This is a genomic window from Flavimaribacter sediminis, from assembly GCF_019492055.1.
Classification (GTDB): Bacteria; Pseudomonadota; Alphaproteobacteria; order Rhizobiales; family Rhizobiaceae; genus Flavimaribacter; species Flavimaribacter sediminis.
This window is the reverse complement of sequence record NZ_JAICBX010000001.1, coordinates 329,924-351,996: the sequence shown is the minus strand read 5'-3', so window position 1 is coordinate 351,996 and position 22,073 is coordinate 329,924. Positions and strand designations below refer to the sequence as shown.

25 protein-coding genes and 1 pseudogene are annotated in these 22,073 nt (G+C 56.2%); 9 read left to right on the top strand and 17 right to left on the bottom strand.

The window, feature by feature from the left end:
* Positions 1-292 precede the first annotated feature (292 nt).
* From K1W69_RS01680 to K1W69_RS01670, 3 genes are all read left to right on the top strand, one after another.
* Positions 293-850 (top strand): hypothetical protein, encoded by a 558-nt coding sequence (locus K1W69_RS01680; RefSeq protein WP_220226595.1) that lies wholly within the window; start codon positions 293-295, stop codon positions 848-850.
* A gap of 59 nt (positions 851-909) precedes the next feature.
* Positions 910-1,248, top strand: coding sequence for a hypothetical protein (locus K1W69_RS01675; RefSeq protein ID WP_220226594.1), 339 nt, complete (start codon positions 910-912; stop codon positions 1,246-1,248).
* 673 nt (positions 1,249-1,921) lie between these two features.
* On the top strand, positions 1,922-3,832 hold the full coding sequence (locus K1W69_RS01670; RefSeq protein WP_220226593.1) for a DUF3604 domain-containing protein: 1,911 nt from the start codon (positions 1,922-1,924) through the stop codon (positions 3,830-3,832).
* A gap of 378 nt (positions 3,833-4,210) precedes the next feature.
* Here the strand turns inward: K1W69_RS01670 and K1W69_RS01665 are convergent, their stop codons facing one another.
* Complete coding sequence (locus tag K1W69_RS01665; protein ID WP_220226592.1) at positions 4,211-4,396, bottom strand: hypothetical protein; 186 nt, start codon at positions 4,394-4,396, stop codon at positions 4,211-4,213.
* A 228-nt stretch (positions 4,397-4,624) separates the two neighbouring features.
* On the opposite strand from K1W69_RS01665, the gene K1W69_RS01660 reads away from it, so the two are divergent.
* The gene (locus tag K1W69_RS01660; RefSeq protein ID WP_220226591.1) at positions 4,625-4,849 is read left to right on the top strand and encodes a cold-shock protein; all 225 of its coding nucleotides are present in this window, start codon (positions 4,625-4,627) and stop codon (positions 4,847-4,849) included.
* 62 nt (positions 4,850-4,911) lie between these two features.
* On the opposite strand, the gene K1W69_RS01655 is transcribed toward K1W69_RS01660, so the two are convergent.
* From K1W69_RS01655 to K1W69_RS01630, 6 genes are all read right to left on the bottom strand, one after another.
* Positions 4,912-5,259, bottom strand: a complete 348-nt coding sequence (locus tag K1W69_RS01655) for a hypothetical protein (protein ID WP_220226590.1) — start codon at positions 5,257-5,259, stop codon at positions 4,912-4,914.
* Positions 5,260-5,382: 123 nt separating this feature from the next.
* On the bottom strand, positions 5,383-6,405 hold the full coding sequence (locus K1W69_RS01650; protein ID WP_220226589.1) for a fatty acid desaturase: 1,023 nt from the start codon (positions 6,403-6,405) through the stop codon (positions 5,383-5,385).
* On the bottom strand, positions 6,402-6,629 hold the full coding sequence (locus tag K1W69_RS01645; protein WP_220226588.1) for a hypothetical protein: 228 nt from the start codon (positions 6,627-6,629) through the stop codon (positions 6,402-6,404). Before K1W69_RS01645 ends, K1W69_RS01650 begins: the two co-directional genes overlap by 4 nt.
* Positions 6,630-6,662: 33 nt before the next feature.
* Positions 6,663-6,893: a 30S ribosomal protein S21 gene (gene rpsU, locus K1W69_RS01640; protein WP_220226587.1), complete on the bottom strand. Its 231-nt coding sequence runs from the start codon at positions 6,891-6,893 to the stop codon at positions 6,663-6,665.
* A gap of 26 nt (positions 6,894-6,919) precedes the next feature.
* Positions 6,920-7,204 (bottom strand): hypothetical protein, encoded by a 285-nt coding sequence (locus tag K1W69_RS01635; RefSeq protein ID WP_220226586.1) that lies wholly within the window; start codon positions 7,202-7,204, stop codon positions 6,920-6,922.
* A 154-nt stretch (positions 7,205-7,358) separates the two neighbouring features.
* Positions 7,359-7,568, bottom strand: coding sequence for a cold-shock protein (locus tag K1W69_RS01630; RefSeq protein ID WP_220226585.1), 210 nt, complete (start codon positions 7,566-7,568; stop codon positions 7,359-7,361).
* A 732-nt stretch (positions 7,569-8,300) separates the two neighbouring features.
* Between K1W69_RS01630 and K1W69_RS01625 the strand changes: the two genes are divergently transcribed.
* Together K1W69_RS01625 and K1W69_RS01620 are read left to right on the top strand one after the other, a co-directional pair.
* Positions 8,301-8,522, top strand: coding sequence for a hypothetical protein (locus K1W69_RS01625; RefSeq protein ID WP_220226584.1), 222 nt, complete (start codon positions 8,301-8,303; stop codon positions 8,520-8,522).
* Between the two features lie 229 nt (positions 8,523-8,751).
* Positions 8,752-9,018: a DUF1488 family protein gene (locus tag K1W69_RS01620; protein ID WP_220226583.1), complete on the top strand. Its 267-nt coding sequence runs from the start codon at positions 8,752-8,754 to the stop codon at positions 9,016-9,018.
* A gap of 27 nt (positions 9,019-9,045) precedes the next feature.
* On the opposite strand, the gene K1W69_RS01615 is transcribed toward K1W69_RS01620, so the two are convergent.
* Complete coding sequence (locus K1W69_RS01615; protein WP_220226582.1) at positions 9,046-9,357, bottom strand: hypothetical protein; 312 nt, start codon at positions 9,355-9,357, stop codon at positions 9,046-9,048.
* Complete coding sequence (locus K1W69_RS01610) at positions 9,357-9,680, bottom strand: hypothetical protein (protein WP_220226581.1); 324 nt, start codon at positions 9,678-9,680, stop codon at positions 9,357-9,359. Before K1W69_RS01610 ends, K1W69_RS01615 begins: the two co-directional genes overlap by 1 nt.
* Positions 9,681-9,988: 308 nt before the next feature.
* On the opposite strand from K1W69_RS01610, the gene K1W69_RS26875 reads away from it, so the two are divergent.
* Together K1W69_RS26875 and K1W69_RS01605 are read left to right on the top strand one after the other, a co-directional pair.
* Positions 9,989-10,207, top strand: coding sequence for a hypothetical protein (locus K1W69_RS26875; protein WP_258570769.1), 219 nt, complete (start codon positions 9,989-9,991; stop codon positions 10,205-10,207).
* Between the two features lie 21 nt (positions 10,208-10,228).
* Positions 10,229-10,789: pseudogene (locus tag K1W69_RS01605) on the top strand (class I SAM-dependent methyltransferase); the annotation flags it as partial.
* 363 nt (positions 10,790-11,152) lie between these two features.
* Here the strand turns inward: K1W69_RS01605 and K1W69_RS01600 are convergent.
* Together K1W69_RS01600 and K1W69_RS01595 are read right to left on the bottom strand one after the other, a co-directional pair.
* Entirely contained in the window at positions 11,153-12,448 is a 1,296-nt protein-coding gene (locus K1W69_RS01600) for an NAD(P)/FAD-dependent oxidoreductase (RefSeq protein WP_370688159.1), read from the bottom strand.
* Between the two features lie 15 nt (positions 12,449-12,463).
* Positions 12,464-13,570: a mandelate racemase/muconate lactonizing enzyme family protein gene (locus K1W69_RS01595; protein ID WP_220226579.1), complete on the bottom strand. Its 1,107-nt coding sequence runs from the start codon at positions 13,568-13,570 to the stop codon at positions 12,464-12,466.
* Between the two features lie 112 nt (positions 13,571-13,682).
* Here K1W69_RS01595 and pdxR point away from each other — a divergent pair, with 112 nt between their 5' ends.
* Positions 13,683-15,176, top strand: coding sequence for a MocR-like pyridoxine biosynthesis transcription factor PdxR (gene pdxR / locus K1W69_RS01590; RefSeq protein WP_220226578.1), 1,494 nt, complete (start codon positions 13,683-13,685; stop codon positions 15,174-15,176).
* An 11-nt stretch (positions 15,177-15,187) separates the two neighbouring features.
* Here pdxR and K1W69_RS01585 read toward each other — a convergent pair whose 3' ends face one another.
* From K1W69_RS01585 to K1W69_RS01560, 6 genes are all read right to left on the bottom strand, one after another.
* Complete coding sequence (locus K1W69_RS01585) at positions 15,188-16,432, bottom strand: NAD(P)/FAD-dependent oxidoreductase (protein WP_220226577.1); 1,245 nt, start codon at positions 16,430-16,432, stop codon at positions 15,188-15,190.
* Positions 16,433-16,510: 78 nt separating this feature from the next.
* Positions 16,511-18,118 (bottom strand): GMC family oxidoreductase, encoded by a 1,608-nt coding sequence (locus K1W69_RS27385; RefSeq protein WP_220226576.1) that lies wholly within the window; start codon positions 18,116-18,118, stop codon positions 16,511-16,513.
* 27 nt (positions 18,119-18,145) lie between these two features.
* Complete coding sequence (locus K1W69_RS01575; protein WP_220226575.1) at positions 18,146-19,177, bottom strand: dipeptidase; 1,032 nt, start codon at positions 19,175-19,177, stop codon at positions 18,146-18,148.
* A complete protein-coding gene (locus K1W69_RS01570; RefSeq protein ID WP_220226574.1) occupies positions 19,174-20,184 on the bottom strand; it encodes an ABC transporter ATP-binding protein in 1,011 nt (336 codons plus the stop codon). The genes K1W69_RS01575 and K1W69_RS01570 overlap by 4 nt, the downstream gene beginning before the upstream one ends.
* Positions 20,181-21,191: an ABC transporter ATP-binding protein gene (locus K1W69_RS01565; RefSeq protein ID WP_220226573.1), complete on the bottom strand. Its 1,011-nt coding sequence runs from the start codon at positions 21,189-21,191 to the stop codon at positions 20,181-20,183. Before K1W69_RS01565 ends, K1W69_RS01570 begins: the two co-directional genes overlap by 4 nt.
* The gene (locus K1W69_RS01560; protein ID WP_220226572.1) at positions 21,188-22,066 is read right to left on the bottom strand and encodes an ABC transporter permease; all 879 of its coding nucleotides are present in this window, start codon (positions 22,064-22,066) and stop codon (positions 21,188-21,190) included. Before K1W69_RS01560 ends, K1W69_RS01565 begins: the two co-directional genes overlap by 4 nt.
* Positions 22,067-22,073: the final 7 nt, after the last annotated feature.

Below are 22,073 nucleotides of genomic sequence, written 5' to 3'. Positions count from 1 at the left end.
ATCGACAAGAAGCCCGATGTACGACGATTTCACGAGCGTCGCATCATAACGGTGCGATCCGCCAACCATATGATTTTATTGTTGAGTATGCGGGAACTCTAACCTTTTACCTGTTAATTAGTCGAACCCAGAGCAAGATTTCCGCTACCGACATAAAGGAAATCACGCATGAATTGCCATTCAAATGAATGGAAAATGAATATGCTATTCAGCAAAAAGCCAGTCACTGCGAGTTAGAAATTTGTTCAGGCGCTCACGAAACACCAGAAAAACTTCTGGATACCTTGGAGACATGAACATGATAACCTTCACTAACGCACTTACAGCAATCGCCATCGCAACCGTAATCGGCGGGGTCGGCTCACTTGGCGTCACAACTCAAGCCGTTGCCGCAACCGACATAAAGCCAACGCTCAGCGTTTCCGGCAAGTCCTATTATCAAAAAGAGCATGCGAAAAACTCTGCCGTTGGTCGTTGGGAGAAGAAAGCCGTAATCCAGCATGGCATGAACTACGGTAAATGGGGTCAAGCAAAACAAACCAGTTTTGATTGCAACAGCAAGTTTCATCAAGGCAACGGCAAGAAACTCTGGACCTGCAAAGCCAGTGGCAAGCCTGTTGCAAATGTCAAAATGTGTGCGTCCGGCAAAATACGAGCCAGATGGTACCATCCAAACAAAGCAGGCGCTCAAAAGGGCGTTAAAGATGCCTGGGAAAAGCTGGCGGCGGCTGAACACGGCATGAAATACAGCTTCTATAAAAATGCAACAAACAAGCATTTTACTTGTGGCGCCGATAGCCAGTTTCCCGGCAAAATCACCTGCAACTTGTCAGCAACGCCCTGCAAGTAACCTTGGCGACACTCAGTTGGCCATTACGCATCCGCAAAACAATTATTGGAGTTAAACCTATGACCAGAACTGTCAAATCCAGTATTGTTGCAAGTGTAATTGCAGTAACGATTGCCACAACAGGCATCATGACCGTGAGCAGCATCACGTTCCCGTCGCCTCTGTTTGCGCAATCCATGAAGGCACAATCGACAATAATCTCACCAAAGCTGCAACGTACAGTTCGCAAACAATCGCAAAATCCGCAATTCATGTCTCAAGCACTTGGGGCCGGTGATGAAATTGACGATTGCATGAAGAATCCTTCCAATGCCCATGTCGATTACGCAACGCGTCTGGCTGGCTGCTTCTGTCTTTCCATAGACAACGCGCTGAAAGGTTGTCAGTCTGCAGATTGACTTGCTTGAAGGCCTTACCTCCTTCCCTGAGATGTTCCCGATTTCGATTTGGCCTGTCCCTCAACGAAGGGGCAGGCAATGAAACGACATGTTTTTCGGAAGAACAGATCATCAGCATTTTTGAGGAGCATCAGGCGGGCAAGCCGCCAGCCGAATTACGCCGAAAGCACGGCGTCCCGGATGCCGCCTTTTACACCTGACGCAAGAAGTTTGACGGCGTTGACGTTTCGCACGACAAGCAGCTGAAGGACATTCAGCACCTTGCCAATAGCCCGCCCAATTCCGACTATCTGCTGTTCGGCGCTTTAGGGTTCGTTCAGCAACCCGCCCTCGATCGCCCCGCCATAGACCGCCTCGAGGAAGTTCGAAAACCCCTTCTGCGAAATGCCGCCCTCCCCCTCCAGCTGCGCAGCTCTGCCCGAATGATGAGCTCGGGTTATGGGGATGGATGCGGGGGCAACTGGCAAACCGCAACAATGAGCCTCAAAAGCAGAGTGTAGACCGCGGGAATGAACCGAAGACGCGGCATTTGCAAGCTTGAACCATCGCAGTCTTTGACCATCATACCGCCCAGCATGTAATGTATTGATGGAGATCAAAACAATAAATCGGCAAAAGTAGTAAGTATTGATAGCCAGCTTGCAAGTGGATCGAATCCGTTGGGAGGATCAAGATGAAAAACGCACAAGGATTTCTTATACTTGCTGCACTTTGGACAGCAACTGCTCTCGCGCAGGAGCAGGGCTATGTCGGCGATGTTGCAATCAGCGAGGAAGACGTGAAGCTCGGGGCCAGGCATTATTCGCCGTATCTCGATCAGACCTATCCCAACCGGGTTCTCTGGGGTGACACGCATCTGCACACGTCCTATTCGACCGACGCCGGTATGATTGGAAACACGCTCGGCCCGGACGAGGCCTTCCGGTTCGCGCGTGGCGAAAAGGTGCGCGCTTCGGTTGGCGATTACGCCCAGCTTGTGCGACCGCTCGATTTCCTCGTGGTCGCCGATCACTCGGAAAACCTCGGCCTTGCGCCGATGATCGCGGAATCAAACCCCGGGCTGCTTGCCAATGATTGGGGACGTCAACTCCACGACCTCGTCAAGGGCGGCGACCCCATCGCGGCCTATGTCGAGTGGGGCGCCGCTCTGAATTCGGCTACCGACCGGATCAACGACGATGATCTCCAGCGAACCATGTGGAACCGGATCGTCGACAGCGCCGAAAGCTTCAACGAGCCGGGAGTCTTCACCGCGTTGCACGGATTTGAGTGGTCGTCGGGGCCCGACGCCAACAATCTGCACCGGATCGTCATGTTTCGTGACGACGGAGACAAGGTGGAGGATCTGGTGCCCTTCTCCGCCTACGACAGCAGCGACCCCGAAGATCTGTGGGACTGGATGGAAGCTTATGAACGCAATACCGGAGGAAAGGTCATGGCGTTCGCCCACAATGGCAATCTTTCGAATGGATTGATGTTCGACGACGTGCGGATGAATGGCGAGCCGCTGGATATCGATTACGCCGAGCGCCGAATGCGCTGGGAGCCCCTCTACGAAGTTACCCAGATCAAGGGTGACGGCGAAACGCATCCGTCATTGTCGCCGAACGACGAGTTCGCCGATTACTATACCTGGGACCGTGGCAACTTTGGAACCAAGTTGAAGACGCCTGACATGCTGCCGCGCGAATATGCCCGCCAGGCGCTGGCCCGTGGCCTCAAATACGATGAGGAGATCGGCGCCAACCCCTTCAAGTTCGGTTTGATCGGATCGACTGACAGCCATACCTCGCTTGCCACGTCGAGGGAGGACAATTATTTCGGAAAGGCGTCCATCGTCGAGCCCGGAACCGGCGAAGCCCGCTACGAGGATTTCATCGTTCAGCCCGTCATTCTGGGCGAGGATATTGCTGTACGACACTATGAGACGCTCGCTTCAGGGCTGGCGGGCGCATGGGCCCGGGAGAATACCCGCGAAGCAATCTGGGACGCCTTCAGGCGCAAGGAAGTCTACGCGACGACAGGCTCGCGGATCACGGTGCGGGTCTTTGCGGGATGGGACTTCGGGGAAGACGAGGTGCACCGGCCCGATTTCGCCGAAACGGGCTACGATCGCGGCGTGCCGATGGGGGCCGACTTGTTCAAAGGGCCTGAAGGCGCCGCGCCCACTTTCATGGTCCGTGCGTTGCGCGACCCGGTTGGCGCGAATCTCGACCGAATCCAGATCGTGAAGGGCTGGGTGAACGCAGAAGGGGAACCGCAGACAAAGGTGTTTGACGTATCATGGTCCGGTGACCGCGAACCGGGCGCCGAAGGCAAACTGCCGCCGGTCGGCAGTACGGTCAACGGCTCGGACTATACCAACACAATCGGCGTTGCGGCGCTTGGTGGATACTGGATCGATCCGGAATTCGATCCATCCCGGCGCGCCTACTACTATGTGCGGGTGCTGGAAATCCCGACGCCGTCCTGGCTCGCCTATGACGAGGCGTTCTACGGCAATCTGGACCTGCCCGACGACGCGGTGATGACGCAACAGGACCGCGCCTATACCTCGCCCATCTGGTACACCCCGCAAGGATAGCGGACAGGTGACTTTATCAGGTCGGTGCAGAGAACGCGTGCAAGTGCTCCTCGGCGCGGTCGACGCCGCCCCCCGAAGCCGCAGCCCGCGCCGCTGATCATGGAGATCGGAATGTGAGCGCTGCCCGTCCCCGAGGGCTCTTGAGACAGAAAAGAACAAAAAGTATCACATGAGACCGTTAGACTAACTTTTTTAGTCTCATGAGCGTCGCATGTTCATGATCTGTTTCGATGCACTATGTGCTAACCATTTGACTTTGTTGGTGGGTGAGCGTTGACTCGAACCCTGGGCCCGCTGATTAAGATTTTAATTTATTGCAATACAAACAACACCTTACACCCTCCCCCCGCAAAATTGCCGCCTGTTACAAGCAGGAAATCACACGTTTTGTGGCAAGTCCTGCAAAGCCGCCTGTGCAATCTTTCGCATATCAATCACTTTGGATGTCCCAAGTTCTCCATTGTAGCTTCGATCAATAATCTCTTCCAACGCAGCAGTTAGAACATCCAATCGTTGGTTCTTGTTGGCAGAATTTTCTGCGGCGACAATATTTTCGTATGACATAAAGAATCCTTCTGTGTTTTCCTGCCAGTCAAAATAAGCTGTTGACCCCGCTCACCAAAACTGAGCAAGTATACATCCGTCAAAAAGGCGGAAAAAGACGCGGTTTTACAACCGCCGACTGATGCAAATTGTCAGTACCTCTGCATGAGCGCCTCATGTAGAGGTCGTCTTTTTCATTTATCCAATTTTTTTGGTTCAGATTTTGTCATCCAATTCGAGGATATTCTTATGATCAGCGGTACTGTTGGTAACTATGATGGCAAAAAGGGATACGGATACATAAGTCCTGAAGGTGGAGGCAAGGACATATACGTTAACATCAAAGAAGTGGATCGCGCTTATGTAAGCCGATTGGCGGTTGGCCAAAGGCTGAACTTCGAAATCAAGATCGATCACTTCGGGCGTAGCTCTGCAGTCAGATTGAAGTTGTTTCCGAAGAATGACAAACGCTAGAACCTGAGGTTGCGACGGGCAGCCGTACGTCGCGCCTGCCCGCCAGAAGTTCTGTCGAAGCGTCAGCTTTCGGCGATCGCCTTCTCGCAGGCCCGGGCAAGCTCCCGGTTCGGTTCTTCTTCACCCAACGGTGTCGCCCATCCCGCCTTTTCGACGATTCCCCTGCGGTTGAAGTTGCTTGCTGCTTTCATCTCGGCCAGAACGGCCTTGGCGTTTGGATCCTGTTGCGACAACCTCACACAATAGGGCGTGAGGCTTTCCACGACAGCAGTTTCAGCGGCGTTCTCGGACATCTCGGAAGCCGTGCTTCCGGTTACCCATCCGCCCCAGGAGAACCCGACGATGGCCAGGAAAATAGCTCCAGCGACCGCACCATAAAGTGCGGGTGACAGCCATGCAGGTAATTTCATGATAAATTCCAATCAATGTTGGCTGACAAGCATAATTGCCCGTCAGTATCGGCACCCTAACACAGACTGTTACACTCCGGTAAACTTTCGCGATTAAAACATCCGGAATGCGCTTTGCCGCGCCTATGCCATTGCTCCGGCGTCTTTGAATGAAACCAGGCGTCGGTTCTCCTCGTCCCAGAGCACGAGTCTTACGCAACGTACGCTGTCCATAAGCGACAGCGTGTTGATATCCTTCAATTCAGGATGATCGCCCAGCACGTCCGGCAACCGGTAGTAAGGTATGCGGCTGGACAGGTGATGGACATGATGCATGCCGATATTTGCGGTCAGCCAGCGCAGGATAGACGGCAGTCGATAGTGCGAACTACCCTGCAATGCAGCCTCGTGCCAGTTCCAGTCCTTTTCCCGATCCCACAATGTATGTTCAAACTGATGCTGCACATAGAAGAGCCATATTCCTGCCGCCCCGGCGAGCAGCGTCGCCGAAAGATGGATGGCAAGAAACGCGCCGACCCCGGTGAACCAGATCACGGCGCCGGCTGCGAGGACGATGCCCGCGTTGGTGCTCATGGTGCTGAGCCATGGCTTCCATCCCTGTTTCATGAACCCGACGGGCAGCCTGTGCTGCAGGAGGAAAACGTAGACCGGTCCGAGACCAAACATGACGACCGGATTGCGATAAAGCCGATATTTCAAACGGCCGAAGCGACCAAGAGCCTTGTACTCCGAAACGGTCAGTGTACTCACATCCCCGAAGCCGCGGCGCTCAAGGGAGCCCGAATTCGCGTGATGGAGATTGTGCGTGCGCTTCCAGAAATCATAGGGAGTTAGCGTAAGGACGCCAATAAAACGGCCGATCCAGTCGTTGCCGGAACGAGAACTGACAAAAGAGCCGTGGCCGCAATCGTGCTGAATCATGAACATCCGCACCAGAAACGCGGCCGCCGGTACAGCAAGCAGCAGGCCAGTCCAGTACCCATAATGCAAGGCCAGGGCGGCGGCGGCCCAGAACAAGATGAACGGCACCAGCGTTATCGCGATCTCGACAAAGCCCCGCCCGGTGTGTGGTTGCTTGTAGCGGTAAAGAACGCGAGACCAGCGCCGCGCGTCCTCTGCATCGGTTGACGAGGTATCCGCCTTCAATTGGCCGCTCGACTTTTTGTTCTGGACGAAGCCGGCCGCTTTTTCCCGTCCGGCTCAGCCGCCTTCTCGGCAGCCTCCCGTTCCAGTCTCATAGCTCGCAGTTTCTTGTTCTTTTTTTCACGCGCCTTGGCTTCCGCCACCATAATGGCGCGGGCGGTGTGATCGGTTGCTTCGGCTTTGCTGCGTCTGTCAGGTTTGAAGAGATTGTTCTTGTCCACAGTCATGACGCCTTTCTTTTGACGTTGATGTCGCTTGCCCTAGCGGGCGCGCGGTTTTTTGCCGGGAATGAGACCTTCACGCTGGGCCAGCTTCCTTGTGAGTTTGCGTTGCCTGCGAATGCCTTCGGCCTTCTGCCTCGCTCGCTTCACGGATGGCTTTTCATAAGCTTGGCGTCGTCGCAGTTCACGAAAAAGTCCCTCGCGCTGCATTTTTCTTTTCAGGACACGGAGAGCCTGGTCGACGTCGTTGTCACGAACGATAATCTCCAAATTCGGCGCTTTCTCCCTTGCGGGCGTTATTTGCTTACCTTGATGCGAGAAGCGTTCAGCCAGCCTTCTTCTGCGGCTTCTGGTGAGCGTAGGCCAGCCATGGGCTGGATCGAAATCCCTGCTTCGATATCGGACGCAAGAACACGGCGGTCGAATTTTTCGTTTTCGAAGCGGACTTTGTACTGGGATTCGCCCCAGTCGCTGACGGGCAGGACACTCACGATCCGGCAAAGGCTCTGAACCGATCTTACGCCTGCAAAATTCGGTCTGAGGTTTACCTGGTCTCCGGCCTTGTAATGCTGCTGTTGCATGGAAGCCTCCTGGTGAGGGGAATAAAAAATCGGAAGCCGAAATGAAAAAGGCGGGTTTGACCCCGCCTTCCCATTGCGCCGCGCGCTACACCAATTCGCTGCCTGCCTGCCAGTACATCCGTGACTCGACAGGCGCGCAAAGGTGTTGCGTCTATTAGGCGGCGCTAAGCTGATCAGCCGACGACTTGCCGGTCCTGCGATCGTCGACAACTTCGAAATTGACCTTCTGGCCCTCAACGAGGCTCGGCATTCCTGCCCGTTCGATCGCTGTGGCGTGAACGAAGACGTCTTTTCCGCCATCAACGGGCTCGATGAAGCCGAAGCCTTTTGCGGAGTTGAACCATTTAACTGTGCCTGTAGCCATTGCGCTTATCCTTTATGATGCAATTGCTTCGTATGCTCGCGAATGGTGATCAAACACATTGCGAACGATTATTCGAGATCAAGGTAAAAGAGACGGAAGCAAGCGCGGTAAACGCGGGCCATAGTCAAAATCGGCCGTAAAATCGATATACCTTATATGGACCTGAACTGTGTTGGAAACAAGGCCTGTTGCCAAATGATTTTGCCCGCATGCCTGCGGCAACGACAGGGCGCTCACCTGGGTTCCCGACAAATGTGGAGCTTGCCAATTCCCCATGACAGACAGTTTTGGGTTCTGGAAAACTAAATCGCTCCGCGTCCTTGTTTCCGCCACACCCGGAACACATATGGATAATATAGCTTACCTTGATTTGGCCGATGTGGCTTCGCGGTGTCAGAGACCCGCCATTTACCACCAAATTTCATCAAAATAGCGCATGGCGTGATCGTCGCGCATGCTCCTGCTCGAACCAGGAACCAACCGATATTGACAACGGATGTAGTGGCAGTTTCGGAAGCGGTTCCCCGATCGGGATTACTGGAGAAAGGAAATTCGAACATGGCCAAAGGACAAAAGCGCGGGAACCGGGAAATCAGGAAACCCAAGCAGCCGAAATCACCCCAAAAACCTGAAAACACGTTCAGTAATCAGATAAGGCAGGCGGAACCGAATATCCGACGCGGCAAAGGCAATAGCTAACAATCACACAACTGCGAACCGGAGGTCTGGTCGATGAAGGTTGTGGTCGAGTTTTATCGCACCCGTGATGCCGACGACCTGCGTGCCGTGATCGGTCAACAGACCATGGAAGTAGCCGACATCGAAGACGCGATCGAAACTGTCTGGAAACTTTCCACGACCCTCGACATGCCGCAACAACCCGACGGCGTATCAATCATGGATGCCGACGGCGCAATGATCTACTCGGGCGCAATAGAAAGGCTCCAAACATGATTAGCTATAGTGCACAGCCTCGAAACATTATCTCTGTTGACATCCGGGAGAATGAGGATATCGCTCCCGGTCCCGGCGTCACGGAATACATACTAAACAAAACTCGTACGGACCGGTTGGCCGATGTCCCGGACATCCTGGTCGTCAGTCGTTGGAGGACCGACCTCCGTGAAAAACTTATCAATAAATCGCCTCTCCCGGAACCGTCTGCAAGGATGCAACCGCTGTCATGACCTTGGCGTTTCCGAATTCTAGTCGCAGCTATGACAGAACCCGTAACGCAGTCCGCTTCGTTGGACATGACGGGATGTTTGAAGTGGCGTTTTTGATCGAGGCGGAAGCATTGGGTAAGCATGGCGGCGGTCTCTTGTCCGAGACTGATTGCCTCACCGCGTTCGATTCATCTCTCGCTTCGATCCACAGGGCAGCCTGCAAAGCGTATTCTCGTGGACGTAAAACACTATGCATACTGAAGGCAGTCGATTTCCGCGGATAGTGGAATCCAGCAAGCGATCATCCATATTTACTGGTTCTCCACCGCCTGCAGAATTCGCTTGAGCGTTTCGTTCTGTTGCTGTTGGGTTACCTCGATACCCTTTAACCTTTCCCGAACATCGCCAGCCCGTTCTTCGACCCGCTGAAGGCGGCCCGACATCTGCACGATATCGGCCGCCTGTGAGGTGAGGTTCGTTTCAAGCAGGGTCACCCGCTCGCCGAGGCCTAACCACATGCTGAGGCCCCCGATGATCATGCCGAGAATGGTGATGATGTTGCCGACGGAGAGGCGCCAGTCGATGAACCGGCGTCCGTTGGAGTGCGTCTCGTTGATCGCCATCACATCGCCCCTGTCGTCTTCTCTTTTGTGCGCTGGCCGACATAGCAGCCGACGACGCCGGCCCAGGCGGTTATGACGGGTACGACAATGCCGATCAGCGGCACGACAGAGGCGTCGACGGGAATTCGCGACAAAAGCATGACGCAGATTGTCGCCACGATGATCAGGCAGCCGACGGGAAACAGAAAGCCGTTCATCGGTCGCCAGATCCTTATCAAGAGATCGGCGCTGTCGCGGTCGCCCTTCGCGAACTCGATATAGGCCACTTGCGCTTCCGCGCCGGCGCGGGCGATGGCCGCATAGTCGGTCTCGATCGTCCGCACAGTCTTCGTGAAGATCTCCGCATCGGCTTTGTAGGGCGTTCTCGATCGCGTGTGGCGTGGCGTCCGTGCCGAGTTTGTCCGCCACGGCCTCGATGACGTCGCCGGCGATCGCGCCGCCTTTGCCGCCCTTCGATTTCAGGATGCCGGCGAGGATCGGCGCGCCGACGCTGAGCAGGATCGAAGCATTCGGTTCCTCAGTAACAACATCCACAGTCTGCCTTTGGCCGACTTGCGGGCGTATTCGTGCTGAGGTCTCGGCGTGAGGTGCGCGTATTCAAGGAAGCAGCTGAAGAATTTCGAAGGGAAAAATGCAATCACGGTCAGACTTCGATGCATGGAGCGCCGGAAAAAGTTACGAGCACTATATGGGCCGTTGGAGTCGCAGGATCGCGGCGGAGCACCTGACTTGGCTCAATCCTGAAAAGGGACCCGACTGGCTGGAGTTTGGCTGCGGCACAGGCGCGCTTACCTCGACAATCCTTCAGAACTGCGCTCCGAATTCGGTTCTTGCGACTGACGCTTCCTAGGATTTCGTTCACCACGTACGCGAGATCATCCAGCATCCGAATGTGGAGTTCAAAGCCGCTCCGGCGCAGGCCCTGCCTGCCAAAAACAATAGTGTCGATATCGTTACTTCAGCGCTGGTTCTGAACTTCCTGCCAGACCGCCTGGCGGCACTGAACGAAATGCAGCGTATATTGCGGCCGGGCGGCGTCCTCTCATTTTACATCTGGGATTATCCAGGGGGTGGCGTCTGTTTTATTGACGCCTTCTGGAAAGCGGCCGCCACGCTGGATTTAAAGGCATCTGAACTCGATGAAAGCGCCCGGTTTCCCTTTTGCACGTTTGACGGTCTGTCCAAACTGTGTGCAGAGGCCTGTCTTCCCGACGCCGAAATCGCCCCGATTGAGATCGCAACGGAGTTTCCTGACTTTGAAGCCTTCTGGCGCCCCTTCACATTGGGAGCCGGTCCAGCGCCCGGATACTGCGGCAGTCTCACAGAAGAGCAACAGCAAACCTTGAAATCAAAACTTTCCGAACGGCTTGACGACGGAGGTCCTGTTCGGCTGAAAGCAAAGGCCTGGGCCGTGAAGGCGCGCGTTCAGTGAAATTGGTTACATGCTCAATGGGAGCCGCGAACTCGCCCTAAAACCGCACCGTCCCCAAAATCGTCGCATGTTCACGGTCTGTTTCGCTTGTTTGCTTGCTAACTATTTGATTTTGTTGGTGGGTGAGCAGGGACTCGAACCCTGGACCCGCTGATTAAGAATCAACAGGCTACTGCTTCAAAATCAGTCGTTTAAAGCTTCGGAGATTGTAAAAATAGCCCCGAAAAAACTCAATGAAATCAGAATAAGTAAATCTCAATTGTAAAAAAGTTTCATCATCGAGCGCGACAATTGAAGTTTTATTGCGAGACACGCTTCGATCAATATCCTGGCTCTGGTAGAAATCATGCACACGTAACGCTGCTACCGCCCTGATGCGTCTTTCCAGCGATAATAACGGATAGACTGGGACAGGAACCACGGATTTCCTGTATAGAACGGCCGTGTCGAAAAGCGTGTCTCGTCGAGCGGCGTCCTGCCTTCCGGCAGTCCGAGCAGTTGCTGGCCGACCCTGGTTCCGAGATAGGTCGCCGTCGCAATGCCCGAGCCGCAATAGCCCATAGCGTAGTACATGCCGTCATGCTTGCCGACATGCGGCATGGAATCGAAGGTAAAGTCGACGAAGCCCATCCAGGAATGGCTGACCCGGACATCGCTGATCTGTGGAAACAGGGCAATCAGTTCCTTTCTCAGCAACGGTGCACTGGCCCTCGGATCTGTTTCCGTCAGGCAGACACGACCGCCGAACAGTACCCTGCGCCCATCTGGAGAAGCACGATAATAGTAGACCAGATTGCGTGAATCCGTGACGATGCGATCGTTGGGAAACATCTCGCGAACGGTGTCGGGCGGCAGCTCCTCTGTCGCGATCATATAGCTGCCGATCGGGATTACGCGCCTGCGCAACCAGGGCGTCACCTCGCCGGTGTAGCCACTCGTCGCGATGATGACATCGTCAGCGAAAACCTCGCCTTTGGCGGTCCGTAGCCTGAAGCCTTTTCCCTCGCGACTGATGTTCTCGACACCGCAGTGGGACATGAAAGTGGCCCCTGCCTCGTGCGCGCGATCCAGAAGTTCGTTTTGGAGCTTTGCCGGGTCCAACGCGGCATTTTCCGGCAACACCGCACCGCCGAAATAGGCATCCGTTCCGATTTCACTGCGCTGCTCCGAACGCGGCACCATATGTGCCTCGACCTCCAGCCCCTTCGTCTGGTTGGCGTATTTCTTCGCCATCGCCTCGTACTGGGCAGGGTTGTGGGCAGCGCGGAATTTTCCCTTCGGTCGGAAATCGCAGTCAAGCTGCTCTTCGGCAATGAAATCGCGAATGAACGTCATCGAACGCTGACCTTCCTGCAGGATCTGCAGAGCGAGATCGGCACCATACTTCCGGGTCAGCGTAGAGAGTGACGGCTTCAACGTATTGCTGATCTGTCCGCCGTTTCGGGAACTGCATCCCCATCCCAGCCGGTCCGCATCCAGGACCAGGGTTTCGCGCCCGCCCCGGGCGGTCTGTATGGCCGCACAAACACCGGTATAGCCGGAGCCGACGATCGCCACCTCCGTCCTGGCCGGCAATTGCTGGTCGGGAATCTGCGGGGCCGGATTGATGTCCCACCAATACGGCTTTTCCTGGTAGTCTTCGCTGAAAATGTCCTGCACTTGCATCACTCGCTATTACTCTGTGTTCGTGCTTATCCGGTAGGAAGACTTGCTCAACCATTCGGGACTGATTTCTATCCCCCACCCCGGTGCGTCGGTGACCGTCGCCTTGCCATCGATGATTTCATGTGGATCATTGGCAAAGAGACCTTCCTGCCACGGATAGTAATCCTCTCCCTCGATAGAGTATTCAAGGTATTTGCCGGCGTTGGGAATGGCCCGAAGCAGATGCATTGTGAAAACCGTGACCATCGAAAGATTGGCGCTGTGCGGTGTCACCGGGATGCCGGCATTTTCCGCCATTTTCGCGACGCGCAACGTACGGGACAGTCCCCCGAGATAGCAGATGTCGGGCTGCAGAATGTCGACGACCTTTTCGTCGATCATCTGCTTCCAGTTCGCCATCATGCAGTCCTGTTCGCCTCCGGTGACATCTATATCCAGAGCCTCAGTCACCTGCTTTGTCTGTTCGAAATGCCAATAGGGGCACGGTTCTTCGTAGTGCGAGATGCCGTTATCCTCAAGCATATGTCCGATTTCGATGGCCCGTGACGGCGAATAGCAGGAGTTGGCATCGACGAGCAGCGCCACTGACTCATCAAATGACTGGCGGATGGCAGGCACGATCTCTTCCGTCCTGCCGGGCCATTCATCCTGGTTCTCCCCGACCTCGGACCCGATACGGAACTTGAAGGCGTCAAACCCTTTCGTGTCGCGGAGGCTCTTGAAGCGCTCCACCTCCTGCTCGGCGGTAATGTCCCTTTTCATCGAAGAGGCATAGGCCCGGATTGGACCGGGCGTGCCGCCGATCAGCGCGCATACCGGCTTCGATTCCAGCTTTCCGCGCATATCCCAGAGTGCCGTATCGACGCCGCCGATGGCCCGTCGCAAATAGGAACCGGGAAACTTGTGCTCGCGATGGCAGACCGTTTTGCCTATCGCGTCGATGTCGAAGCAATCCAGGCCCAGAACATGCGGCGCAACCTGCCGATGGATGATCTGCGCGGTAATATCGGCAAAATAGGGCGCGACCTGGCCCCACCCTTGCGATCCCTCGTCGGAGGTGACGCGAACAAAGCAGATAAACTCATTCGTGAATGTCTCTATCGTATGGATTTTCATGGATATTCCATTTGAGAAGGGAGGGCGGTGCTCCCTTGACCATAAATCCGAATGGCATGATGGTAATATCCATTCAGGAACTAATCCTAGACCAATTTTTCAGGGGGCAGACATGAAGAATGCAGCCGGTGCGCTGCTGTCGTCCATCAAGCTGGATCGCCAGTCTCGCAAGAGCATCAGCGTCCAACTTTACATGGCGCTCAGGGATACAATCCTATCGGGAGGGCTCAAGGCAGGCGACCGGTTGCCGGCGACCCGAACCCTTGCAAAAGAAATCGGTGTTTCCCGCACCACGGTCATTGACGCGATCGAGCGTTTAACGGCCGATGGCATGCTAGTATCGAGGGTCGGTTCGGGAACTTATGTGAGCGACACGCTTGACAGGCAAAGACCGACTGCCAGGATAACAAGGTCCAGCGATGAAACGATAAACCACGCGCCGGCCTTGTCAGGCACACTAAGACATGCCCAGAAGTCCTATGCCAAACGCAAATGGCTGCCGCACACCACGAAGCCGTTCGTAACGGCGATGCCAGCACTCGACGCGTTCCCGATGGCGACCTGGACACGCATTTACGCACGCCATCTGCGTGGCAACCGCAACGACGTGATGGGATACGGACAGCCTCAGGGACATGAAGGTCTGCGCAGTGCGATCGCCACGCATTTGAACGCCGTCAGGGGCATAACCTGCGATCCTGCACAGGTCTTCATTACCTCCGGAGCACAGCACGCCTTCTCTCTGATCGGCCAGATGCTGCTGAACGCGGGAGACCGTGTCTGGATGGAGAACCCGGGGGCATCGGGTGCGCGGAATGCGCTGTTATCCGCAGGAGCCGAACTGGTGCCCATCGCCGTTGACCGGTCCGGTCTCGTCGTCAAGGACGGACTGGCGAAGGCACCCGACTTCCAACTCGCCTTCATCACCCCTTCGCACCAACAGCCGCTCGGATATGTCATGTCGCTGGAGCGACGGTTCGAGTTGCTGGAAGCTGTGGAACAGGCCAGGGCTCTGATCATCGAGGATGATTACGATGGCGAATTCTACTTCGGCAATGCGCCGCAACCGGCGCTCAGGAGCATCGACAGTCAGGGGCAGGTTATTTACGTCGGCACGTTCTCGAAGTCCCTCTTCCCTTCGCTGAGACTGGGCTTCATCCTGGCTCCCGAACGCATGGTTTCAGCCTTCAACGAGCTTTTCGAATCCTGGGTCGGAGGACCACCGACGGCGACCCAGGCCGTCGTTGCCGACTTCATGGACGAGGGCCATTTCGCCACCCATATCAGGATGATGCGCCGTCTCTATAAGGCACGTTACGATGCCCTGATACGTGCAGCCACCAGGCTTCCGGATACGGTGCAGATACAGGAGACGAGTGGTGGTTTTCACACTTGGGCGCGCCTCGATAGTCGGTTCGATGTGGACAGTCTGGTAAAGCAGGCGCGTTCCCGTGGCGTTGTTCTGGCGCCGCTCGGCCGTTACTGCTTGGCCCCCATGGAAGAAAACGGGTTCGTGATTGGGTTCGGCAGCGCTTCCCCGGACGAGATAGAGAGGGGAATGGAAATTCTCGGGTCTCTTGTTGCCGACGGCGCACTCGCCGCCTGATGTCGCGAACCTCAAAAACGATCCGGCAGATACGGAGCCATATCCATGTTCGGTTGCTTTCCAGCAAGTAAGCTGGAAATCAATCGTCCTACCTTGGGACCTATTGTGAGGCCAATATGTTGACCTCCATAGGCGTGAACCACGTTCGGTGTCGATCGTGACTCGCCGATAACCGGGAGACTGTCGGGCGTGGTCGGGCGGCGGCCCATCCAAGGTTCCACGATATCGAGAGGAAGTCCCGGATAGACTTTCCTGACTCCTTTCTTCAGCAACGCGATCGGCGCCTCCGTCGCCGGGGCGTCAAGACCTGCAAACTCAACCATTCCGGCGGCGCGCAGGGCGCCATTCATCGGCGTCATGATGAACTTTGCGTCCGAGATCATATATGGTTGGGGAGCCGTAAAGGCCGGATCGCGGATGGATATGTGATAGCCGCGTTCCGCCTCCAGCTTGACGCGGATCCCTGAGGTCCGGACCAGCTTTCCCGACCATGCTCCTGTCGACAGGATGATTTTGTCGGCGTGCAGCACGTCCCCTCCCTCAAGGGAAACGGACGGCCTGTCTCCAGCAGCAACCGACACGACCCGGCGTTGCTCGAACTGCCCGCCATGCTCTCTGAAATGCTCGAACAGGGCTGCAACATAGCCGCCGGGAGAGGCGATCCAGCAATAATCCTTGAAGACCGTGGCGAACGTATAGGCCGGCCCGACATTTGGATCACGAGAGACGATGTCTTCCCGCGTCAGTTCCTCGAAGACATGCCCGTACTGCTTTCTCATCTCGGCCGAAAACACGTCTGCATCGTGACCGGCCCTATTCGGAAACAGCTTGATGTACTCACCGTGGCTTATGTATTTTTCCGCAACGGTATCTTTCGCCAGCGACTGATGCTGTTCCGCCGTATCGAAGACGAGGGGAGCGAGGCCTTCGGCGATGACCCTTATCCTGTCCTCGTTCGCATTGCTGAGAAACGGGATGAGCCAGGGAAGCAGGCGCGGCAGGTAGGACCATCGCAGAAACAGGGGTGAGCCTGAATCCAGAGCCATTGAAAGTCCCTTCTTTACGAGCGTCGGCGTCGCCGCAGGCATGATCGAGTTGCGGGAAAGCAGACCCGCGTTTCCGTAAGATGTTTGCTCCGCACTGCCGGGCAACACGGGATCGACAAGGGATACTGTCCATCCTGTCCGCCGCAACCACTCGGCTATCGACACACCGGTAATGCCTGCGCCGATGACCAAAACTCGTTTTTCACTCATCTGCTACTCCAAGACCTTCCTGCTGCAGCACGTTAGAATCTGCCGGCGCTAAGGAACAGAACCATTCAGGAAACGCGTTCATGCTATTGTCCGGGACGACTGGTGTTTCAGAATGAAGTCCACGCCCCTGCGCGCCACCATCAGTGTAGGTGCATTGATGTTTCCGGACGGGACGGATGGAAAAACCGACGCGTCAACGACATAGAGCCCGTCAACCCCGTGAACGCGCATTTCGGAATCCACCACGGACGTGGAAGGGTTATTGCCCATGGCGCAGCTGCCGCTTTGGTGGAACGTCGTTCCGCACCGTTCGCGGAAATCCTCCAGTATCTCCTCATCACTCAGTTGGTCCGGTGACACGAGGAGCGGTCGATCGATAACCGGCTGCAACGCCTTCGTCTGTACGACCCTTCCGATAAACCGCCCGCCATTGACCGCATCCTGGCGATCCTTCTCGGTATCCAGTGCATTCAGTTCGATCCTTGGCGGAACGGCAACATCTGCGGAGACGGCGCTGATCCTGCCGCGGCTCGTTGGCCGCGTCGGCTGGTAGCACAGGCTGAAGCCAGGAAAGGAATCGGCCTGGACAAACGGGCGACCGCCGCGTGCCCTTGCAATGCTGTAGGAGGCGGCATTGAAGTAGAGCTGCTGATCCGGTGCCGGCAAATCGGGTGATGTCCGGATGAAACCGCCATACTGATTGACGCTGACGCTCAAGGGGCCACGACGTGTCAGTGCGTAGCGAACCGCCTGGCGGATACGTGCCGGCAGGGTACTAAGCTCGCTGTTGAGGGTCGGCACACGAGCCCGAAAATAGTAGGCAAGCGTGAAATGATCCTGCAGATGCGCTCCAACATTCGCGTTCGCCAACACTGCGTCGATACCGAGATTTGCCAGATGCTCCGGATCGCCGATGCCTGAAATTTGCAGAATTTGCGGTGAGTTGATCGCGCCGGCACAGACAATGACGGCCTTGGCGGCGTGAACATCCCGGTCCTTCGCGTTTTTTATATAACGAACCCCAACGGCTTTTCTGCCTTCGAAGAGCAGCTTCTGGACGGTCGCTCCACAAACCAGTCGCAGTCCACCGTTACGCAATGCAGGCCGCAGAAACGCATCGGCACTGGTATGGCGAAACCCGTTTCGCGTGGTGATACGGTAGTAGCCAGCGCCTTCCGGCGTCTCTCCATTGAAGTCGTCGGTATAGGCAATGCCGAGTTCTGCGGTCGCATCGCGGAAATACCGGGTAAACGGATGCCGTTCGTCGACAGGATCGGTGACACTGACGCCACCTTGTCCGGTCGGGCTCTCATTGGCCTCGAAGGCAGCACGGACATCGTCCCATCCCCAGCGGTCAAGCCCGGTTTCTTTCCAGCTCTCGTAATCATGCGGCATGCCCCGGCAGTAGACCATCGCATTGATCGATCCCGATCCGCCCACGGTCCTGCCGCGCGGCAGATAGATTTCCCTTCCGTGGAGATTTGGTTCAGGCGCGCTGTTGTAGCGATAGTTTCGGGTCTCGTCATTGAGCAGCAGCCCGTATCCCAGCGGAATCTTGACCAACGGATGCCGGTCTGTGGGGCCAGTCTCGAGCAACAGGACCGTGTTCTTTCCGCCCTCGGTCAAACCGGCGGCAACGAGGCATCCGGCAGAGCCCGCGCCAATGACGATATAGTCAGGCCTCACTGGACCGTACCAGAACGGTATCCGCCATCACTTCCAGACCTGTTGGCATACGCGAAGGAAATTTTCTCCGAGAACGCCCTTGGCGTCCTCATCGCTGTAGCCGTGACTGAGCATGAGCTCGGTCAGCTCCGGCAGCGCTTCCGGCGGGACGTAGTTGAAGCCCTTCATGTTCTGCATGTATTCGGGCGGCCAGGAGCCGGGATTGGCTTCGACCTGTCTCAGGAAGAGATCAGGATAGTAGACGTAGTCCAGGCCTAGCGCCGCATGTTGCGCGCCTACCAGCTGTGACACGTAGTCAACGTTTTCGAACAGGCCCTGTGCGGTTACGTTGGTGTCCTTCAGAAAGTGGCCGAAGCCGACAATGCCCACAACGCCGCCCGATTTCGCGCATCCTCTGATCTGGTCATCCTTGATATTGCGGGTCTGAGCCAGCACCCCTTGCGGATTGGAATGGGAAAAGATCACCGGCTCGGTGGACACGTCCATCGCTTCCATGGTGCTAGCGTATCCAGTATGCGTCAGGTCCAGAACCATGCCCACACGGTTCATTTCCCGGATCAAATCGATACCGAACCGGCTCAGGCCAGCATTGGATTTTTCGTAACAACCGTCTGCCGCCCTTGAACGGTAGTCCTTTGCGATCAGCATGTGCCGGATGCCGAGATCGTAAAAGACCTCGACCAGCCTGGTGTCCCGCTCTAGCATTTCGCTGCCCTGGAAATGGAAACCGATGGCAAGCTTTCCGTTCCTGTGAGCGTCGCGAATGTCCTCGACCGAGTAAACGAATTTGAACTTGCCCGGCTGCGATTTGAAGCCGTCGCGGATGGCCAGCAGATAGCGCAAGGTCGCACCGAGCCCCATCCGCTCGACGCCGACGCTGAGACTCAGGAAGTTGAAGCCGGAATTGCGGAAGCGCTGGAGCGCCTCTTCCTTTCCGTCCGCCTCGGGCACCCATGGCAGGGTCATGTCGCAGATACAGGCTTCCCGATGCAGCTTTGCAGCCGCCTCGCTGACGTTCCATTTCTCGACGATATCGGGAGCATCGCTGATCGTGTTCATTGTCGTTCCTGTAATTTTTCCGCGTGATGGCATGATACGAAATGTCCGGGTCGCAGTGACCGTATTTCCGGTGGTGACGTCTTGCAGATTTCGGTGGCAAACGGACACCGGGGATGAAACCGGCATCCTTCCGGCGGATTCAGGGGAGACGGGATTTCGCCCTTGATCGCGGCAAACTTCATGTTCCGCCTATCGAGGCTTGGGACTTCGTGCAGGAGGCCCTGCGTGTAGGGATGCAAAGGCGATCCGAATAGATTTTCCGTGGCTGCAAGTTCAACGATACGTCCGAGATACATGATGGCGACCCGGTCACTGACATGTTCCACCACGCCGAGATCGTGGCTGATGAACAGCGTCGTCAGGTTGAATTCGTCCTTGAGATCCATAAATAGATTGAGGATCTGCGCCTGCACCGACACATCGAGGGCCGATACGGATTCGTCGCAAACAATGAACTCGGCATTGACAGCCAGAGCACGTGCAATCGCAATCCTCTGGCGTTGGCCACCCGAAAACTGGTGCGGGAAGCGTGATTTGAAGGCCGGATCCAGTCCGCAGCGCCGCATCAGATCGTCGAGAAAGCCGTCCATTTCGCTTTCGGGGACCAACTTGTGAATGCGCGGCGCCTCGCCGATGATTTCTCCGATCCTCTTGCGCGGATTGAGCGAGGCAAAGGGATCCTGGAAGATCATCTGGATGTTCAGCGCGACATCCCTGGCTTCTTTCGGACCGAGTTTGGCAACTTCCTCGCCGTTAAATCGGATCTGTCCAACCGTGGGCTCCAGCAGGCCTGCGGCAATGCGACCCAGCGTGGATTTTCCGCATCCGGATTCGCCAACGAGACCAAGGACTTCGCCTTTGCTGATCTCAAGGTCGACATCTTCGACCGCCTGCACCGCATAGGTATGTTTCTTACTGCCGAAAAACTGCACGATTTTGGAAGCCAGGTCCGACTTCTGGGTAAAGCGCTTCGATACTCCCGAAAGCTGGATCAGAGGCACAGTCATGATCGCCGGCTCTCCTCGAGGACCTTGGCCGGATGTTCGACAGGATGGAAGCAGCGCACGGCAGACCCGTCCCCGGTCCAAGTCTCCGGAGGGTCCTGAAGACATCTCTCGTCGGCGCGCAAACATCGATCGCGAAATGCGCAGCCAGGCTTCAAGGTCAGCAGTGACGGCGTCATTCCGGGAATCTGGCTCAATCGCTTGCCGCGGGTATTCATGCTTGGAATCGAACCGATGAGACCGACCGTATAGGGGTGCTTCGGGCGATCGAGAATGACGTCCACCGGACCCCGTTCCACGATCTTTCCGGCATACATGACACAAACCTTGTCCACGAGGCCGGCAACCACGGTCAGGTCGTGGGTGATCCATATGAGGGAGGTTCCGCGCTCGCGACAAAGCTTCTGCGTCTCCGACAGGATCTGCGCCTGGATCGTTACGTCCAGCGCCGTCGTCGGTTCATCCGCGATGATGATATCCGGCTCGTTCAAGAGGGCGGTCGCAATCAGCACCCGCTGTCTCATGCCACCCGAAAATTCATGCGGATAGGATTTGATCCTTTCCTCTGCCGAAGGAATTCCGACCACCTGCAGCGCCCGTATCGCAATTTTGCGTGCTTGCCGGGTCGATACGTCCTGATGCGCCTTCACCGCCTCAATCATCTGCGTGTCGATGCTGAGTACCGGGTTCAGCGCAGTCGTCGCTTCCTGGAAGATCATGGCGATGCGGTTGCCGAGCAGCTGCCGCCGATCCTCCTCGGTCGCTGTGATTAGTTCCTTGCCCGCAAGCCTGACGCTTCCTTCGACAACACGGCCCGGCGGATCGACCAGGCCCATAATGGACATGCCCGTCACGGACTTGCCCGATCCGGACTCGCCGACGATACCGAGTATCTCGCCGGGCACTAATTCGAAGGATACGCCGTCCACTGCCCTTGCCACGCCGGCCTTGGTGAAGAAGTGGGTCTTCAATCCCTTCACGCTCAGAGCGGGTTCACCTTGCGACGTCATGTTTCCAGCCTCGGATTGAGCACGCGACGCAGATGGTCGGCGACGAGATTGAGCGACATCACCGTGATCAGGAGGGCAATGCCCGGATAGAAACTCAGCCAGTATTTGCCGGTCAGGATGTATTCGTATCCGTTTGCGATCAGCAGACCGAGCGACGGTTCCGTGATCGGCAGGCCGACCCCGAGGAAAGAAAGCGAGGCTTCCAGCGTGATGGAAAAGGCGACGTTCATTGTCGCGACGACAATCAGCGGCGGCAGACAGTTCGGCAGGAGATGACCGAAGATGATCCGGTGCCTCGGCAGGACCAGGCCCCTCGCGGAATCGATGTATTCCTTTTCGCGCTCGACGACAGCCACTCCCCTGACGATTCTTGCGAATGTGGCCCACTGGCTGAGCACCAGGGCGAGCACGACCTTCTCGACGCCACGACCCAGAACCGCAAGACAGATCAGCGCGATGAGAAAGCTGGGAAATCCCAGGAAAAGGTCGACCACGCGCATAATCAGGCTGTCGATCCGTCCGCCGAAATAGGCGCCGATGATGCCAATGCCGACACCGACGACCACCGCCATAAGACCGCTGACGACGCCGACGACTAGACTGATGCGCAGTCCGTAGATGATGGCGCTGAGCAGGTCGCGACCCTGGTCATCCGTGCCGAGCCAGAAGGTGTTTCCGGCCATGTCCGTAGAACCGGGCGGCAGGCTTGAATCAAGGATCGATATCTGTGCGAGGTCGTATGGATCCTGCAGCGTGAAGTACGGCCCGACAAAAGCGGCGACAAAGATCAGGAAAAGCACGGCCAGCGATATGACAGCCGATTTCCTGCTGGTGAAATTCTCGACGAACTGTCGCCAGGGAGATGTGTATTCCATGCTTGCG

What these genes read in the sequence shown, in the direction of transcription:
- K1W69_RS01680 (WP_220226595.1), top strand. Translation starts at nt 293, where the DNA reads ATGAACATGATAACCTTCACTAACGCACTTACAGCAATCGCCATCGCA.
- K1W69_RS01675 (WP_220226594.1), top strand. Translation starts at nt 910, where the DNA reads ATGACCAGAACTGTCAAATCCAGTATTGTTGCAAGTGTAATTGCAGTA.
- K1W69_RS01670 (WP_220226593.1), top strand. Translation starts at nt 1,922, where the DNA reads ATGAAAAACGCACAAGGATTTCTTATACTTGCTGCACTTTGGACAGCA.
- K1W69_RS01665 (WP_220226592.1), bottom strand. Translation starts at nt 4,396, where the DNA reads ATGTCATACGAAAATATTGTCGCCGCAGAAAATTCTGCCAACAAGAAC.
- K1W69_RS01660 (WP_220226591.1), top strand. Translation starts at nt 4,625, where the DNA reads ATGATCAGCGGTACTGTTGGTAACTATGATGGCAAAAAGGGATACGGA.
- K1W69_RS01655 (WP_220226590.1), bottom strand. Translation starts at nt 5,259, where the DNA reads ATGAAATTACCTGCATGGCTGTCACCCGCACTTTATGGTGCGGTCGCT.
- K1W69_RS01645 (WP_220226588.1), bottom strand. Translation starts at nt 6,629, where the DNA reads ATGACTGTGGACAAGAACAATCTCTTCAAACCTGACAGACGCAGCAAA.
- K1W69_RS01635 (WP_220226586.1), bottom strand. Translation starts at nt 7,204, where the DNA reads ATGCAACAGCAGCATTACAAGGCCGGAGACCAGGTAAACCTCAGACCG.
- K1W69_RS01630 (WP_220226585.1), bottom strand. Translation starts at nt 7,568, where the DNA reads ATGGCTACAGGCACAGTTAAATGGTTCAACTCCGCAAAAGGCTTCGGC.
- K1W69_RS01625 (WP_220226584.1), top strand. Translation starts at nt 8,301, where the DNA reads ATGAAGGTTGTGGTCGAGTTTTATCGCACCCGTGATGCCGACGACCTG.
- K1W69_RS01620 (WP_220226583.1), top strand. Translation starts at nt 8,752, where the DNA reads ATGACCTTGGCGTTTCCGAATTCTAGTCGCAGCTATGACAGAACCCGT.
- K1W69_RS01615 (WP_220226582.1), bottom strand. Translation starts at nt 9,357, where the DNA reads ATGGCGATCAACGAGACGCACTCCAACGGACGCCGGTTCATCGACTGG.
- K1W69_RS26875 (WP_258570769.1), top strand. Translation starts at nt 9,989, where the DNA reads ATGCAATCACGGTCAGACTTCGATGCATGGAGCGCCGGAAAAAGTTAC.
- K1W69_RS01595 (WP_220226579.1), bottom strand. Translation starts at nt 13,570, where the DNA reads ATGAAAATCCATACGATAGAGACATTCACGAATGAGTTTATCTGCTTT.
- pdxR (WP_220226578.1), top strand. Translation starts at nt 13,683, where the DNA reads ATGAAGAATGCAGCCGGTGCGCTGCTGTCGTCCATCAAGCTGGATCGC.
- K1W69_RS01585 (WP_220226577.1), bottom strand. Translation starts at nt 16,432, where the DNA reads ATGAGTGAAAAACGAGTTTTGGTCATCGGCGCAGGCATTACCGGTGTG.
- K1W69_RS01575 (WP_220226575.1), bottom strand. Translation starts at nt 19,177, where the DNA reads ATGAACACGATCAGCGATGCTCCCGATATCGTCGAGAAATGGAACGTC.
- K1W69_RS01570 (WP_220226574.1), bottom strand. Translation starts at nt 20,184, where the DNA reads ATGACTGTGCCTCTGATCCAGCTTTCGGGAGTATCGAAGCGCTTTACC.
- K1W69_RS01565 (WP_220226573.1), bottom strand. Translation starts at nt 21,191, where the DNA reads ATGACGTCGCAAGGTGAACCCGCTCTGAGCGTGAAGGGATTGAAGACC.
- K1W69_RS01560 (WP_220226572.1), bottom strand. Translation starts at nt 22,066, where the DNA reads ATGGAATACACATCTCCCTGGCGACAGTTCGTCGAGAATTTCACCAGC.